Source organism: Enterococcus lemanii (assembly GCF_016909125.1).
Lineage (GTDB): Bacteria > Bacillota > Bacilli > Lactobacillales > Enterococcaceae > Enterococcus_I > Enterococcus_I lemanii.
Genome location: NZ_JAFBFD010000004.1, coordinates 36,017 through 51,976, shown reverse-complemented (window position 1 = coordinate 51,976; position 15,960 = coordinate 36,017). Strand labels below are relative to the sequence as shown.

The following is a 15,960-nucleotide window of genomic DNA, read 5'->3' as shown; positions in this document are numbered from 1 at the left end:
CTTAACAAATCTATCTCTTTTCTTTTTCATATAAACTGAACACTTCGACTAAATCTTGTGTAATTGGAGAATGATCTGGGTTGGTTTCCATAATATCTGCCATATAGTCCCACCATTTGCGATTAATCGCTGTATCTTTCATTTTTTGCCATCTTTCTTCTTCCTCAATTTCCAAATAACCGATTAAGGCATTGGTTGCTTCATCTAGATAAATGACGTAGTGTTTGGCACCATGTTCTTTCAGCGCTTCACGCATTTCCGGCCAAAGCAGTTGATGCCGTTTTTCGTATTCTTCTTTAAAACCTGGTAATAGTTGCATTTTAAACATTTTTTTAATCATAGCCATTTTCTCCTCGTATACTTTATTTGTTTGTGATGAATGAAAAACTAGCAAATCTTGCTCCTTCTTCTTTTTCAACTTATAATGAAGAGAAAAAGGAGGTCGATTCGATGAAAAAAACTTTACCCAACCAAGCAGCCAATACGATGCTTTCAAATACTTTTGAAATTTTTCACGTAAAAGATGAAGTGAAAGCCGATAAAACACTTTATCACTATCATGATTTTTACGAAATCAATTGCACGCTTGATGGCGAGAGTATTTTTTATTTGGATGGCAAAGAGTACCACTTAAAGCCTGGAAGTATCCTATTTATTCATTACAATGACTTGCACCGCCTTGTTAGACAAACGACGGCTAAATTAGAACGGACATACATTTTTGTAACAGCAGAATACTTAAAAAAGCACACGAGTTCACAAAGCCCTTTAGAACAGTGCTTCAAAGCATTTGGTCAACCGCATAGCCAAGTCTTAGATAGTGATGTGAATGAACTGCGCCATTATTTAAAGCGTTTTGACGAACCACCTACCCAAGATTTCGGGGCAGACCTTTTGTATCACCAAGCCTTTATTGAATTAATGGTTTTCTTTAACCGCTTAGCTATTCGCCAAGCTAAAAACGTACTTCCTATTGAAACCGCTAACTCTGTACTGATTCAAGATCTCATGATTTATGTTTCAAATAACTTGGCCAATGATTTGTCCTTAGATACCGTTGCACAAACGTTCTTTCATAGTAAATACTATTTATCGCGGGAATTTAAACGTCAGACAGGGTTTACCTTTCATCAATACGTCCTTAAAAAACGCTTACTTTACAGTAAACAATTACTACGCAAAAATAAACTTGCGACAGAAGTTTATTTAGCTTGTGGTTTTCGTTCTTACACTCATTTTTTACGAAGTTTTAAGCAAGAGTTTGACATGACACCAAAAGAATTTATAAAAAAAGAAAGCACGTTTATTCAGTTTGAGCACCATTAATTTTTCGAGTGGCTTCTCGTTTTAACAAAAAGAAACGAGAAGTTCTGTTAAACAAAGGACGGTTAACGATTGACCGTATGGCATAGCCGTCATCCCAATATTGCGATAAAAATCAAGATCTTCTCCCATACCCGTTCCAATTGAAACTTGTTGGACTTCTCCAGTTGCATCAATTTTCTCTAGTAATCCTGCAATTGCTTGATAAGCAACTTCTTTATAAGAAGCAGGCAAGTAACCTTTATGAACAGATTTTAAAATACCATAAGCGAAACCGGCCGTTGCTGAAGACTCTAAATAAGAAGTCGGATCGTTAATTAAAGTATGCCATAACCCTGAAGTATGTTGGTATTGTTTTAGCGAATGGACTTGCGCTTCCAGTGTCGCTAATAAAAATGTCCGAAAAGCATCGCCTTCTTCTAACTCTAAAATTTCAATTATCTCAGGAATCGCGATGGTAATCCAACAATTCCCTCTTGCCCATAAAGCTTCCGCATAGTTATGATTGCCTTCAAAGGTCCAACCGTGATACCATAGCCCCGTTTTCTTATCCATTAAGTATTTAATATGAATTAAGAATTGATGGATCGCTTCTTCAATGTAGTCTTGGCGGTTTAAAAGCTTTCCGATTTTAGCTAAAGGTAAGACCGTCATCATCAACGTATCATCCCACAATTGATTTTTGTTTTCAGGCCCATAAGTCGCGTGTTGCAAGCCATTGTCTTTTGTACGCGGCATTTCTTTCATTACCCATTGAGCCCATTGTTCTAAATAAGGAATATAACGAGAATCTTGCGTATCTTCATATAAATAAGCCATTGTTAACAGAGGAGCCATGGTATTTACGTTTTTTGGTGGCGCACCTTCAAGCATCCGTTCTTCAAACCAGTCGTTTACTATTTTTAAAGCTTTCGGACTTTTCGTATGACGGTAATTTTTATAAATTCCGTATAACCCCACTCCTTGTGGCCAATTCCAAACCGTCCAGCTTTTGTCGTCGACCTTCAAGCCATCAAAATCAAGTAAAAATTCGCCACTATCTTTAATCGTGGTTAAATTATCCATCATTAAATCAATTTTTTCTTCTACAATTTCTTTTTCCACAAAAATTTTTTCTTTAATAATCATTCCTTACACACTCCTTGTTATTCTTAACCCTAGTTTATCAAACGCTTACATTAAGTTAAATATCAGTTTTTGACTATTCACTATCTTTTCTTGCAGAATTAGACGACAAAAAAATAGAGCTTTTATCGGGCGATTGCTCTAATTTTTATTTTAAAATCAAAGACACTCAAAGTCATTCGTAGAAGTTGCACAACATTGCCTTTTTTATTTAGCGTATTTCTTTTCTAGTTCTGCCCAAGGAATACGAGCCACTTTTTTAATCCAACGATTTTCAGGGTTTATTTTTAAACTAACAAGTTGATCAAAATCTGCAAAAAAAGGTGCGGATAAATTTATGGCTTATGCGTTGGAAGCCTCCAACATTGATAAAAGTGCACGATTTTCTGTGTTCAATCGTTAAAAGTCTGGCACTTATTAGATTCCATAATTAATAGGGCGGAAGAAGTTAAAAATAATTTCTCAGCCCTATTTTTTGATTAATATAAAAAACATACCGTTCATGAACACCGATTTATTTTTTATACGATTCGAACAATGTCTCATGCACTTTATCCTGAACTCCGACACGCCATTCAAAACCTTGAAAATCATGACTAAAGGATTCGAAATGCCCTAATCTATTCTTATTTTATCGGAAAAACAGAAGCGAAAAACACCCATATTAAAACATTAAAATAGGTGTCTTACGGCTTTAAATCTTATGAAATATGCGAACTATAATTTTTTTAATGAACGGATTAATCAATATAAAATAACGAAAAAGAGACCTATCACAGAAAATAACTTTCTAGTGATAGACCCCTCGATTTTAGCCATCAGTCCTATTTGACAAAGAGCTAGAATTTTTTACTAGAAGGAACTTGTTTTCGCAAGTTTTTCGAGGGGCTATTTCTCACTTATAACCCCTTTAAAAGAGAAATCATTTTTTATCTATTTCCAAACCATACATAAGTCAAGGGAACGATTAGCAGTAGAAATAAAATCATAAAAGTAATTTTATATCTAGATTCATTTTCAGTCCCTTTTTTCTTTTTATGAAGATACATTAAAAGATAACCAAAGCCTAAGAGCATAAGAAGTATACATATAACGATCACTACATTTGAGTTCATATAAACCTGCCTTTCTTGACTATAAAGGTTCTACATTAAATATAGCTGCCCAAGTAACCCCAATATATACGCCATTTCCTAAATTGTTATAGTCTACCCGTGAACCGACCAATGTCCAATAAGCAGCTTGAGCAACTCCAACAAAACTAACTGGTGGAAACCATGCTCCAATCCCAGTAACTAATGTGGCACCAGCAGCGACAGAATAGCAATTAGCTGAAAATCGTTGAGCTCTTTGATTATCAAAATATTGATCATAACCCCACCAGTGATACGTCCATGTTCCATGAACCGTTCTAGGAGAAATTCCAATAGTAGCAATGGATAAATCATTATTGATTCTAATATTTCCTGCATCAACTTCTGCATTTAAACGATTAAAATGTTCTTGCAATTGGTCTAATTGATATTCTTCATAAACCGAAGTAGGAACGTTTTGCAATTCAATTTTACCATCATTCGTTACCTCTACATAAGGTTCTACTACATTAATCACAGATGTTGGTTTATACTGCGTAACAGCTACAGGTGCGACACTTTCTAATGAACGCATATCATCTGCGTATGCAATCATACCACCAATACTTGGAAGAGTAGCTGAAGCTAATATTACAGCAATCATACTCAAAACAAAACTTTTTTTCATTTTATTACCTTCTTTCTTTTTAATGTATTAACCATAATCCCTTTTACAAGATTTCATAAGAAAGTAATAGTTGATTATTGTCATCTTACTCGTTCTATATAAGATGCAACCATTCGTTGCCCTCTGGCTACAAATAGCTTCTAGAAAAAAAGCAAGTGCTGACACAATAATTTATATAAATCGGAAGGAGAATGAGTATGAAAAAATATATTTTAAGTTTATTTGCAATCGTTTGCTTTTTATTATTCCCATTACCTATTCATGCTACGGAAAATCATTTAGAAGCAGTTGCTTCATTTGATTTATCAAATGACAGTAGGCAAGAGCAAACAATCCAAACTAAAGAAGGTGAAGTTCTGGTCGTCCTCACCTCGTTAAATCAGGGAAGAAAACCGTATGCTATTCAAGATGGGACCTATTTAGTAGAGTACACCTCTTTTGCTTCGTGGAGTGCCTCCTTCAAAATTAATATTTCTAACAATAATATTACTTCCGTTCATTCTGGCACAGCTAGAGCAATTACGGGCTCGATCACTAGCACTCGATTAGAAAAAGTAAATAATACTCAAGCTAAATATCATATTACAAGAAAATTGATGGGAATATCTTATTATAGTGGCATGCAGGCAAGCGTCTCAGGAAGTAACCTAAATGTGTCGGGCATTTAAAAATCATTTGATTAATTGGATTGATTTTTCTCCAATATGAAAAATCGTATCATTCAAAAAAATAAAAGTATTAAAACCACTTACTATGAAGCAACACAAGCAAATTACTTTAATTAAATGATAGTGCTTGTTCGTTTTTTTATTTGATTTCAAAATTAATATAGGAATGACTAAACCTAAAAAAGGAATAAGACAAGAGACAATAGACAGAATTAAAAGTAAAATACTATCGTCTTTCTTTTCCATATCAGCTTTAGTAGTAGTCTGGATTTCTTCCAATTTATGCTTATTTCTTTCAACAATTGTGTTATTTTCATTAGTTTTCTTTTTTAAAATTTCGTTTTCATGTAAAAGTTCGTCAATAGAAACTTCGTATATCTTGCTCAGTAATACTAGATTATCTATATCTGGATAGCCTTTTCCCGTTTCCCATTTAGAAACAGATTGACGAGTTATATTTAATATTTCAGCAACTTCTGATTGAGAAAAACCTTTATTTTTTCTACTAATTTTTAATTGTTCAGCTAAAGTCACAATTATCCCTCCCTATAAATATTTTACACTAAGTACCATTATTTTCATATCAATGTTCAGCTTTATATAAATAGAACTAGGAAATATTGGCCGTCTTTTATCTGCTAATCCTGTAGATGATATGATTCAACTAGAGTTCTTTACACAGGTAAGGGATACCATCGCTCACCCCACCACACCGAACGGCAAAAAAACGAATCCTAGACACTGGAGGATTCGTTTTTTTGCTACAAATATTATTTTTCTTTTTCAAACAACGAAACAAGCATGGCTAAAACCCCAAACGAAACACCTGCGACCGGAAAGATTATCCAGCTCCGTTCCCAATTCATGGTAAAAAAACTATAGCCCAAGTAAATAGCCACTACTAGTAACCAATAACTACCAAATATCGCATCGGTCATTTTCTTATTGGCTTTTTTCTTTTTGGAATATTCTCCTTCTTGTAAGATTTTTTCGTAACTCGACCAACGGCTACCTGAAGAAACAAGCAAATAAACGCCGGCTGAAACCATCATTAGTAAAAAAACAACGCCAAGTAGTGCCAGTGTGGCCTCACTGTCGGCTAAGATGAGTGAGATTAACGGAATGGCGGCTAAAATACATAAAACAATTCCTACAATCAATGATTTCGTATAAGTGCTTTGGTACTTGGCTCTTTTATCTTCTATTAATTGACGGACCCCATATTGTGTTTCAAAAACTTCATTTTCTAAAAATTCATATTGACGTAATTGGGCGCCTACACTGACAAAAAGTGAAACCCCCGCTGCAACCATCATTAATAAGAAAACCATCCCGATTCCAACTGCAAAATTACTCGATAGATTTAACCAACGATTCTCACTGGCTGCAATGAGGAACATCAAAGCGGTTGGTGATAAAATACATAAGCTGACGCCAAGGCCAATTTTCTTAGCGGCTTTTTCACTAATTTCAATATATTGATTCGTTTCTTCTAATGAAACTTGACGAATACCCGTGTCCTCTTCACCTTCTAAAAATTCCGGCTCCACTAATGCTTCTTTTAATAAATAATCAACACTCACTCCGAATAGTTCACTGATTTGTAAAAGTTTATTCACATCGGGAATCGATTGATTGCCTTCCCATTTTGAAACGGACTGACGAGACACATTTAATTTTTCGGCAAATTCTTCTTGTGTCCACCCTGCTTTTTTTCGGTGGTGCATAATCTTATCCCCTAACATTTTCTTTTCCTCCTTTTTTCTTCCTTTTCACTTAGAAGTATACGGATTTCGCGATTTACACACAAGAAAACGCACTTGTCATCTTGTCAACGGGGAGTTGCGATTCTGTTATTCACACGACTTTTCCTTCTTTTTTTGAAAAAATGCTTAAAAATGAAAACATTCATTAATTTTCAATAAAACTGTGAATCTTTTTACTAAGTGTCTAGAAAATTCAATTCAAAAGTGCTATGATATAGGCGTTGATGTTTCAAGATAAAATGAAACTTTTCATTTAATTTTAGGAGGAAATTTCCATGACAAAACATGTACCAGTTGCCTTAATTATTTTAGATGGTTTTGGTTTAAGAGATGAAACCGTTGGAAATGCGGTTGCTCTTGCACACAAACCAAATTTTGACCGTTACTACAATCAATACCCACACACCCAATTGAAAGCGTCTGGCTTAGATGTTGGTTTACCTGTTGGTCAAATGGGGAACTCAGAAGTTGGTCACACAAATATTGGCGCAGGTCGTACGGTTTACCAAAGCTTAACACGTATTGACAAAGCAATCTTAGACAAAGAGTTTGAAGAAAACCCAGTAATTAACGGTTTAATTGATTATGTGAAAGAAAATGATTCAAAATTACATATTTTTGGCCTTTTATCTGATGGTGGGGTTCATAGCCATATTAGCCATATCATCGAATCTGTTCGCGTTGCCAAAGAAAAAGGGTTGAAGAACGTTTACTTACACGTCTTCATGGACGGTCGTGACGTCGCACCTAATTCTGGTCTTGGTTATGTGAAAGAATTAGAAAAAGCGTTAGCAGACATGAACTTTGGCGAAATCGCTTCTGTTTCAGGTCGTTACTATGCAATGGACCGTGATAAACGTTGGGAACGTGTTGAAAAAGCCTACAACGTCATCGTTCACGGAAACGGACCAAAAGCAACCTCAGCTGTTGATGTCATTGAAGCAAGCTATGCCAATGAAGTCTTTGATGAATTTGTTGAACCAGTTGTCATTGAAAAAGATGGCCAACCCGTTGCAACGATCGATGACAAAGACGGTATTTTATTTGCGAACTTCCGTCCAGACCGTGCCATTCAGTTATCTCAAGCCATCACGATGAATGAATGGGATTTATTTGACCGTGGAGCGAAAAAAGACGTGAAATTGGTCAGCATGACTTTATACTCGCCAACTGTTGTCGCAGAGGTTGCCTTTGAACCAATTGAAATGAAAAACGTTTTAGGTGAAGTCTTATCAAATGCTGGCTTAAAACAATTACGCATTGCTGAAACAGAAAAATACCCACACGTAACCTTCTTTATGAATGGTGGCCGTAACGAAGAATTCCCAGGCGAAGATCGTATTTTAATTCCTTCACCAAAAGTTGCGACTTATGATTTACAACCTGAAATGAGCGCCTATGAAGTAACCGATGCACTGGTGGCTGACATTGAAGCAGGTAACCATGAAGCGATCATCTTAAACTACGCCAACCCTGATATGGTTGGTCACTCTGGTATGGTTGAACCAACTGTCAAAGCGATTGAAGCAGTTGACGAAGGTTTAGGTCGGGTTGTGGATGCGATCTTAGCACGTGGCGGTTACGCAATCATCACCGCTGACCATGGTAATTCAGAAACCATGATGGATGAAAATGGCAATCCACATACTGCTCACACAACTGTACCTGTTCCAGTGATTGTGACAAAAGATGGGATTTCATTGCGTGGCGACGGTGCTTTATCTGATCTAGCGCCAACAATGTTAGATTTATTAGAAGTTGAAAAACCAAGTGATATGACTGGTTCTTCTTTAATTAAATAAGCACTATTGCAAAAATAAGCTATAGCTTTCCGTTATAGCTTATTTTTTGATTTTTAAAAGCTAAGCTTGAGCTGCATTATGGTACAATGAACACACATAAAATAAAAAATAAGGAGGAATGTTTATTTGAATCTTTTAGCGCACAAATTTAAAGAGGTCGCCTTTTCGGTTTTGCCCATTACTTTACTTGTACTACTGTTAAACTTTACCCTTGTTCCCATTGAAACAGACGCTTTATTTCGTTTCTTACTCGGCGCCCTCTTAATCATTTTAGGTTTAGGGATTTTTTTATTCGGCGCCCAAATCGGGATTGAAGAAATCGGAAAATTAATGGGAGAAACGGTCGCAAAGGCCAACCACTCTTTTACCGTCGGATTACTCGGTTTTTTACTTGGTTTTTTAATTACGATTGCTGAACCCGATTTACAAATTTTAGCAAGTGAGGTCAACACGGCATCTGAGGGTACTATTTCTGGTTTGCTCATCTTAATTGTCGTTTCTGTTGGGGTCGGAATCATGGTGTCACTCGGATTACTACGAATTGTTTATTCAAAAAAACTCAATCGCTTTTTACTTATTATTTATGGTTGCATTTTTATTTTAGGTTTGTTTGTGATTGATGAGTTTTTGGCGATTTCTGTTGATGCATCTGGCGCAACAACTGGGGCGATGACGACCCCCTTTATTTTGGCTTTAGGTTTTGGTGTTTCGCAATTTAAAGGTGGCGATGCTTCTGAAGAGGATAGCTTCGGGCTTGTAGGACTCGCTTCAACTGGGCCAATTTTAGCAATTATGATCATGAGTTTGGTCAAAGGGATAACGCAAGTCGAAGGAAGCGCCGAGCATTTTACAGTAGCGCAAGGGATTTTACAACCTTACTTTGGTATTTTGCCAGCTACTTTTAAAGAATCCATTTTTACTTTACTGCCTTTATTGCTCTTATTCCTTGTTTTTAACCAGTGGAAATTCAAACTTAGCAAAAGAAGTCGTAGGCTGATTTTAAAAGGGTTACTTTATACTTATATTGGTTTGAGTCTCTTTTTAGTTGGGGTTAATGCGGGCTTTATGGAAATTGGACGCATGATGGGTGAAGGTTTAGCAAGTAACTACTTTTATTTACTGCCTTGGGTTGGATTAGCTTTAGGTATGGTTGTGGTGTTGGCTGAACCTGCTGTGTATATTTTAACGCAGCAAGTCGAAGAAGTGACTTCGGGTCATCTAAAGAAAAACGTCATTTTAATTACCCTTTCAATTGGGATTGCGATTGCCGTTAGCTTATCGATGATTCGAATTATGAGTCCTTCTTTACGTTTGTGGCATATTTTACTACCTGGTTTTGCTTTAGGCTCGCTCCTTTCATTTAAGGTACCGCCAATTTTCGTAGGGATTGCCTACGATTCAGGTGGGGTTGCCTCTGGTCCGATGACGGCTACTTTTATTTTAGCCTTTACACAAGGAGCTGCAAATGCGATTCCAACGGCGAATGTTTTAGTTGATGGTTTTGGCGTCATCGCAACGGTCGCCATGACACCGATTGTCGCACTTCAAATCCTCGGGTTAATATTCAGAATAAGAGAAAGAAGGCAATTAGAATATGAAGACTAGCAAAGAATTAATCTTGTTTTGTTCGATTTCAGAATACGGCAAAGGAAGTGAGATTCTAAACTACTCCCAAGAACTTGGTGCTTACTTTAGTACGACTGTTTTAGGGAAAGGAACCATTAACAATAGTTGGCTCAACTTTCTTGGTGTGATGGATACAAGAAAAGAAATTACTTTATCCATCATTGATAAGGCTCAGGAAACGAATTTTCATGATAAAATGAATCAAAAATTCCACTTAGATAAGCCCAATCACGGCATTACTTTTTCGATGCCACTCAAACAATGTTATAGCCAAAAAAGAAGATTACTTGAACAATTCAAGGAGGAGTAGCGATGTCACATGAAGCAATTTTTATCATTGTTAATAAAGAAAAATTAGATGCTGTTTTAGAAGCTGCGGAAAAAGCAGGCTCGACTGGCGGAACGATTATTCACGGTCGCGGTGTTGGTAGTGCAGTAAAATCAAAATTGTTTGATTTACCCATTGAACCCGAAAAAGAAATCATCTTAATTTTGTCGGAAGAAGAAAAAACCGCAGCGATTGTTGAAGCGGTTGACCAAGAGATGAATGCGGAAAAAGATTTTTCAGGCGTTGTTTTTGTTATGCCGGTTAACGAAACAAGAGGTTTGTTTACAAAATAAGCCGCTTTTAACCGATCCATCCCCACTTTTTATTTGTCATTTTTTTACGCTAGCAAAAAAACTGGGTGACATGCATTCACCCAGTTTTTTATTTTTTTAAACCTATTCTAGTCAACGGCGTGCTGTATTTTTCTAGCCATATCCCAACTTCCAGCTAAATACATCGCACCTAATGCACGATCATACAGACCGTAACCAGGGCGGACGTTACTGGCATTTTCTCCAAAAATATGACGACCATGATCTGGGCGAAGGTAGCCTGAATAGTCTATTTTCGCTAGAGCAGCCATCACGCCCGTAATATCAACGGTACCATCTTGCGTCCGATGTGACACTTCACTAAAATCACCATTTGCATCCACCCGAACATTGCGAACATGCATAAAATGAATCCGATCATGGTAGCGTGCAATCATCTTCACTAAATCATTGCTTGGATCCGCGCCAAGAGAGCCCGTACAAAATGTGAGCCCATTATAAGGACTTGGATTGACTGCTAGTAATTGATCAATATTTTCGATGTTATTCACGAGTCTTGGTAACCCAAAAATTGAAAACGGTGGGTCATCAGGATGAATCGCCATTTTAATATCGTATGCCTCACACGTTGGGATAATTGCATCCATGAAATACTTGAAATTTGCTCTTAAGCGCTTCTCATCAAATCCCTCATAAGCCACAAATAAATCTTTAATACGCGCAAGTCGCTCAGGTTCCCATCCTGGTAGCGTCAAGCCATTACTTTCTTTTTCAACTTCTCCAGATTCTTTTAAGGTGACGTTTACCGTTAACTCTTCGTATTGCCTTAAAACATCAACAATTTCATAATCATAGCCTTCTGCAACGATAATGCCTGTCTTAGCCAGCCCTCGATTCAATAATTTTTGTTGGCAAGAACCTAAAAATGCACGAAAGATATTACCCGCTCCTAAATGCAACCAAGTTGGCTCATTTAAAGTAGCTGCTTTAACTTTCGCGCTATCATAACTCGGGAAAGCGTATCCATTTTTTAATAATACTGGATCTGATAAGATCGATTGCTTTAATTCCACAAAGATTTCCTCCTCGTTTTTCTTTTTTTACTCATTCTTCATTTTTATCTATCTTCAACAAACTGATATATTAGTATATTGATATGCATTTTTATTTTTAGCAAGGAAAATAAAAAAAACAGTTTGCTTAAAAGGCTGTTTTTCCTTTAAGCAAGCTGCTTTTCTTTTTCTATTCATTCGGATTTCCTTCAAAATAATCTGGAAATTGTTGTAAAATAATTTTAACGTCATGATGAATTCGCTCCATATGTGCAACTGCTAACTCAATCAATGCTTGTTTTTTACCTTGACGAATCAATTCAATCATTTTTTCGTGTTCTTCTAAAATATCTTGCCACTTTAATTCTTTGACTTCTAAACGCAAATAGCGACAACGATTAAAAGAGATATTAATCGACTGAATCCATTGCCAAACAAATAACTTATTCGTAATTTCATAAAAATACCGATGAAATTCTTCGTCTAACTTAAAATACATCTCCTGATCATTGGCTTCAAAATAAATCCGTTGAATCTTAACTTTTTTTTCCAATTCTTGCAATTGCTCTTGAGTGATTTGTGTGCAAACTTCTGCAAAAACAATTTTTTCAATGTTTTCTCGGACAAATTTCGCCTCAAAGACTTCTTGTAAATTAATTTTTGACACATAAGTACCGCTTTGAGGAATTACGTGAAAAAGCCCTTCATTTTTCAATAAAAGAATGGCTTCTCTGACCGGTGTATCCCCAATGTCTAATAAATCAACTAATTCATTTTTCGAAATTTTCTGTCCTGGTATCAGTTGTGATTTTAAAATTAAATTTTTAATCGCCGCATAGGCTTCATTTTGATAATTTATTTCTCTTGCCATGGTTACACCTCGACTTTTTCTCCACTTATTTTTATTCAATATACCTTGTTTGCATTGTTTTGTCGACATAAGAAAAAACGAGAATGTCAATTGAGCAGACATTCTCGTTTTTTTAACGTGTAAGGAAATCCTTCACTTGTTCTAATTCTTCTTGAATCAGTTGGTGACCATAGGCATGAGTAAACGTACTCGTCATAATCGGTGTTTTCTCCAGTTGTTGTTTTAAGTTAGTAAACTGTTGACTCGTCACATAGGGGTCATTTTCACCACTAGTGAGTAACACTTTCAATTGCGTTTGTGCTTTAAAAGCAATTTCAGGGCGCACCGTCGATGGGTGTAGAAAAACGGCACGTGCAATCGGCAATTCGGTAAATTCTTTTAATAAATTAATCCCTAGATTCGCCCCATTTGAATACCCAAGTAAAACAAGTTTTTTGGTCGTTAAATCATATTGTTGGCGTACTTTTTGTAAAGAATCATATAAATCTTGTGTCGCGCTGGCTAACGAACGTAAGTCAAAGCTCCCGTCTTGGTAGCGCGCAAAGTAACGAGCCATCCCCGCTTCTTCGACTTCTCCTTGAAACCCTAATAATGCCGCTGCTGGGTCTAAGTAACGGGCAATTTCAAAAAGACTCGACGCATTTCCGCCAGTGCCGTGCAGTAAGATGAAGACTTGGTCATTTCCTCCAGGAATATAAATATGCTGCATTTGATTCACATCCTTTATTTTAATTTTACGAGTTGCGTTCTAAATTGTGTTAACATTTTTTGTTCTGCTTCCGTTAATGGTTGCGTACTTGCTTTTGAACGCAATGCAGCAATCTTCGTTTTTAATTGTTCTTTTCCTTGTAAAACTTCAAATTCATAACGATCACGGTAGCCATAATCGCCTAGTTGGCTAACTTCTCGAACAAATACAGGCATTAGTGTGGCTTCGATTTCAGCACTTTCACCGATAAAATGTGGCGGAATTAATAAATTTTCACCTAAATTTTCCAGTGTTTCATCGACTAAAACACCTGGCCCTTCTGTCGCCAATTCAATTAAAATACCACCTGGTTCTCTAAAATATAGTGATTTAAAATATTTACGATTTTTTACTTCAGTTGGACGTAATCCCGCGGCTATGATTTTTTGACGCCACGCCTCAATTTCTGCTGTTTTTACTTTAAAAGCAATATGGTGAACCGCACCAATTCCTGTTCGCCCATTGCTTCTTAATTTTTTATTTAACTCAAGTGTGCCACCCAGTTGTTCATTCACTTGTAATTGATGGTACTCCTCGTCTTCTGCTGCTTTTTCGTAGCCAAGAAGTTCGGTTAACACTTGATACGTTTTTTCTGGTTTTTGGGAATACAAGCTTGCACTTTGAATACCGATGAACGCTTGATCAGCCGTGATTTCGCCAAAAGCCCAATGATGCGTGGTCGGATAATTTTTTTCTACGAATTCTAATTCTAAGCCATCCGGGTCTTTAAAACCGAGTCTTTTTTGACCAAAACGGGTGTAAGAAAAATGTTTTATCTGTTTTTTGGTTAGCTGTTCTTGCCAAAAAGAAAAACTACCTGTTGGAATCGCGTATTGCGAAATTCCGACTTGACCATCACCCACGCGACCTTCAATGGCATCATTCCATGGAAAAGTCGTCACTAAACCTGTGCTGCCGTCTTGATTGCCAAAATAAAAATGATAATGACTTTTATCGTCAAAATTTAACGTCTTTTTTACAAGTCTAAGTCCTAAGATGCCCGCATAAAAATCAACATTGCGTTGCGCATGGCCTACAATCGATGAAATATGATGAATTCCTGTTGTCTTTAACATTCGCAAGCCCTCCTTAATTGATAATTTGATTTTATTACGAATTCGAACTATATGCAAAAAATATGCTCTACTGAAAAAACAAACGAAAAATAATGATTTCAATCAAGTGTAATTTGTTTAAAATTCATTGAATCTATGGCATACTTATTTTAAATAATAAAGCGTTTACAAAGGGGGCATCGTATGATTCAAAAGGTTCTTCATCGCTACCGAGAGTTATTCATTTATTCAGGAATCGCTATTTTAATTGGCGTTGTTGTCGGCAGTTTAATGGGTGTTTTTGGAAATCTTCTTTATGCTATTCGGACTTTTCGCGACCTTTATATTTTGTACTTGTTGCCGTTTTTACCACTTGCAGGTTACCTCATCATTTGGTTGTATGAAAAATTCAGTTACGAAAGTATCAATGGCTTATCCATTGTTTTTAAAACAGGTTTAGGCGAGCGTAATAAAATTCCAAAATTACTCGTACCACTCATTTTTATCGCTACCTTATTAACCAATTTTTTTGGTGCGAGTGCCGGAAGAGAAGGTGCTGCAGTCCAAATCGGTTCTTCAACAGGTTACGCGATTGGTCAACGTTTTAAATTAGCACCCGATAAAAGTATGTTCGTCATCATTGGATTAGCTGCTGGGTTTGCTGGACTCTTCCGAACGCCGCTTGGTGCTACTTTTTTTGCCTTAGAAGTTATGATTTCTGGCATTATGATGTACGAAGCTTTAGTTCCTACTCTTTTATCGGCTTATGTGGCCTATTTTATATCTGGATTATTTGGTTTACAACGAATGCGTTTTTCAATTAATAAAAATCTCGATCCGAATTACATCCTGAATCTGGATTGGACTTTTATTCTCAAATTATTTTTACTTGCATTAATTTTCGGTATCGTGGGTATTTTATTTTCTCATTCTCTACGCTTTTTTAAACAAAAACTCAAATATTTTTTTCCTAACCCAAAGAAAAAAATGCTTTATATGAGTATTTTTTTAGCCTTTAGTATTTTTGTCTTACACGCTGGACGTTATGCTGGCGCTGGTGATAATTTACTTTATGAAGTTTATCACCATGGTACGATTTACTGGTATGACTGGTTGTTTAAATTACTCTTAACCGCTTTGACTTTAGCCATTGGATTTCATGGAGGCGAAGTCGTACCACTTTTTTCGATTGGTTCAGCTTTAGGTTATGTCATTGCGCCCCTGATTGGTTTACCACCAAGCTTTGTTGCAGCTCTTGGACTTGTGGCTGTTTTTAGCAGTGCAACCAATACAATGATTGCCCCTATTTTACTGGCAGTTGAGGTTTTTGGCCCCGAATATAGTATGTATTTTATGATTATTTGTTGTCTAGCATATGCCTTTCATAGTCATCGTTCGATTTATTCTGCTCAAGAGCGGTATCATTTTTTCCCAGATAAAATTTATACAAAGGATGAATACAGTGAATAAGAATAACCCTCTTAAAATGATAATAACCATTTTGAGAGGGCCTTTTTTTAATATAGTAAAACAAGGCCTTTGTGAATCTTACTAAAAAAAGCT

At 36.4% G+C, this 15,960-nt stretch carries 16 protein-coding genes and 1 pseudogene; 8 read left to right on the top strand and 9 right to left on the bottom strand.

Annotation, left to right across the window (positions count from 1 at the left end; genetic code table 11):
- Positions 1-10: 10 nt before the first annotated feature.
- A complete protein-coding gene (rhaM, locus tag JOD14_RS02035) occupies positions 11-340 on the bottom strand; it encodes an L-rhamnose mutarotase (protein WP_204653025.1) in 330 nt (109 codons plus the stop codon).
- A gap of 110 nt (positions 341-450) precedes the next feature.
- Here rhaM and JOD14_RS02030 point away from each other — a divergent pair, with 110 nt between their 5' ends.
- Complete coding sequence (locus tag JOD14_RS02030; RefSeq protein ID WP_204653024.1) at positions 451-1,326, top strand: AraC family transcriptional regulator; 876 nt, start codon at positions 451-453, stop codon at positions 1,324-1,326.
- A gap of 21 nt (positions 1,327-1,347) precedes the next feature.
- Here JOD14_RS02030 and bglB read toward each other — a convergent pair whose 3' ends face one another.
- Positions 1,348-2,451, bottom strand: a complete 1,104-nt coding sequence (bglB, locus tag JOD14_RS02025; RefSeq protein WP_204653023.1) for a beta-galactosidase BglB — start codon at positions 2,449-2,451, stop codon at positions 1,348-1,350.
- 600 nt (positions 2,452-3,051) lie between these two features.
- Between bglB and JOD14_RS13080 the strand changes: the two are divergent.
- Positions 3,052-3,206: pseudogene (locus tag JOD14_RS13080) on the top strand (transposase); the annotation flags it as partial.
- A 376-nt stretch (positions 3,207-3,582) separates the two neighbouring features.
- On the opposite strand, the gene JOD14_RS02020 reads toward JOD14_RS13080, so the two are convergent.
- Complete coding sequence (locus JOD14_RS02020; protein ID WP_204653022.1) at positions 3,583-4,137, bottom strand: hypothetical protein; 555 nt, start codon at positions 4,135-4,137, stop codon at positions 3,583-3,585.
- Positions 4,138-4,406: 269 nt separating this feature from the next.
- On the opposite strand from JOD14_RS02020, the gene JOD14_RS02015 reads away from it, so the two are divergent.
- A complete protein-coding gene (locus JOD14_RS02015; RefSeq protein ID WP_204653021.1) occupies positions 4,407-4,877 on the top strand; it encodes a DUF5626 family protein in 471 nt (156 codons plus the stop codon).
- A gap of 3 nt (positions 4,878-4,880) precedes the next feature.
- Here JOD14_RS02015 and JOD14_RS02010 read toward each other — a convergent pair whose 3' ends face one another.
- Together JOD14_RS02010 and JOD14_RS02005 are read right to left on the bottom strand one after the other, a co-directional pair.
- Positions 4,881-5,411 (bottom strand): helix-turn-helix domain-containing protein, encoded by a 531-nt coding sequence (locus JOD14_RS02010; RefSeq protein ID WP_204653020.1) that lies wholly within the window; start codon positions 5,409-5,411, stop codon positions 4,881-4,883.
- 236 nt (positions 5,412-5,647) lie between these two features.
- Positions 5,648-6,622 (bottom strand): helix-turn-helix domain-containing protein, encoded by a 975-nt coding sequence (locus JOD14_RS02005; protein WP_204653019.1) that lies wholly within the window; start codon positions 6,620-6,622, stop codon positions 5,648-5,650.
- Positions 6,623-6,918: 296 nt separating this feature from the next.
- Between JOD14_RS02005 and gpmI the strand changes: the two genes are divergently transcribed.
- The 4 genes from gpmI (at position 6,919) to JOD14_RS01985 (ending at position 10,692) form a co-directional block, all read left to right on the top strand.
- Positions 6,919-8,445, top strand: coding sequence for a 2,3-bisphosphoglycerate-independent phosphoglycerate mutase (gpmI, locus tag JOD14_RS02000; RefSeq protein WP_204653018.1), 1,527 nt, complete (start codon positions 6,919-6,921; stop codon positions 8,443-8,445).
- A gap of 126 nt (positions 8,446-8,571) precedes the next feature.
- Positions 8,572-10,050: a DUF1538 domain-containing protein gene (locus tag JOD14_RS01995; RefSeq protein WP_204653017.1), complete on the top strand. Its 1,479-nt coding sequence runs from the start codon at positions 8,572-8,574 to the stop codon at positions 10,048-10,050.
- Positions 10,040-10,381 (top strand): hypothetical protein, encoded by a 342-nt coding sequence (locus JOD14_RS01990; RefSeq protein WP_204653016.1) that lies wholly within the window; start codon positions 10,040-10,042, stop codon positions 10,379-10,381. Before JOD14_RS01995 ends, JOD14_RS01990 begins: the two co-directional genes overlap by 11 nt.
- A 2-nt stretch (positions 10,382-10,383) precedes the next feature.
- A complete protein-coding gene (locus tag JOD14_RS01985; protein WP_204653015.1) occupies positions 10,384-10,692 on the top strand; it encodes a P-II family nitrogen regulator in 309 nt (102 codons plus the stop codon).
- A gap of 107 nt (positions 10,693-10,799) precedes the next feature.
- Here JOD14_RS01985 and uxuA read toward each other — a convergent pair whose 3' ends face one another.
- The 4 genes from uxuA to JOD14_RS01965 form a co-directional block, all read right to left on the bottom strand.
- Entirely contained in the window at positions 10,800-11,744 is a 945-nt protein-coding gene (uxuA, locus tag JOD14_RS01980; RefSeq protein ID WP_204653014.1) for a mannonate dehydratase, read from the bottom strand.
- A 169-nt stretch (positions 11,745-11,913) separates the two neighbouring features.
- A complete protein-coding gene (locus JOD14_RS01975; RefSeq protein WP_204653013.1) occupies positions 11,914-12,594 on the bottom strand; it encodes a GntR family transcriptional regulator in 681 nt (226 codons plus the stop codon).
- 112 nt (positions 12,595-12,706) lie between these two features.
- Positions 12,707-13,303 carry an alpha/beta hydrolase gene (locus JOD14_RS01970; protein ID WP_204653012.1) on the bottom strand — a complete coding sequence of 199 codons (597 nt, stop codon included), beginning with the start codon at positions 13,301-13,303 and terminating at the stop codon, positions 12,707-12,709.
- 14 nt (positions 13,304-13,317) lie between these two features.
- Positions 13,318-14,418 (bottom strand): VOC family protein, encoded by a 1,101-nt coding sequence (locus JOD14_RS01965; protein ID WP_204653011.1) that lies wholly within the window; start codon positions 14,416-14,418, stop codon positions 13,318-13,320.
- A gap of 183 nt (positions 14,419-14,601) precedes the next feature.
- Here JOD14_RS01965 and JOD14_RS01960 point away from each other — a divergent pair, with 183 nt between their 5' ends.
- The gene (locus tag JOD14_RS01960) at positions 14,602-15,867 is read left to right on the top strand and encodes a chloride channel protein (protein ID WP_204653010.1); all 1,266 of its coding nucleotides are present in this window, start codon (positions 14,602-14,604) and stop codon (positions 15,865-15,867) included.
- Positions 15,868-15,960: the final 93 nt, after the last annotated feature.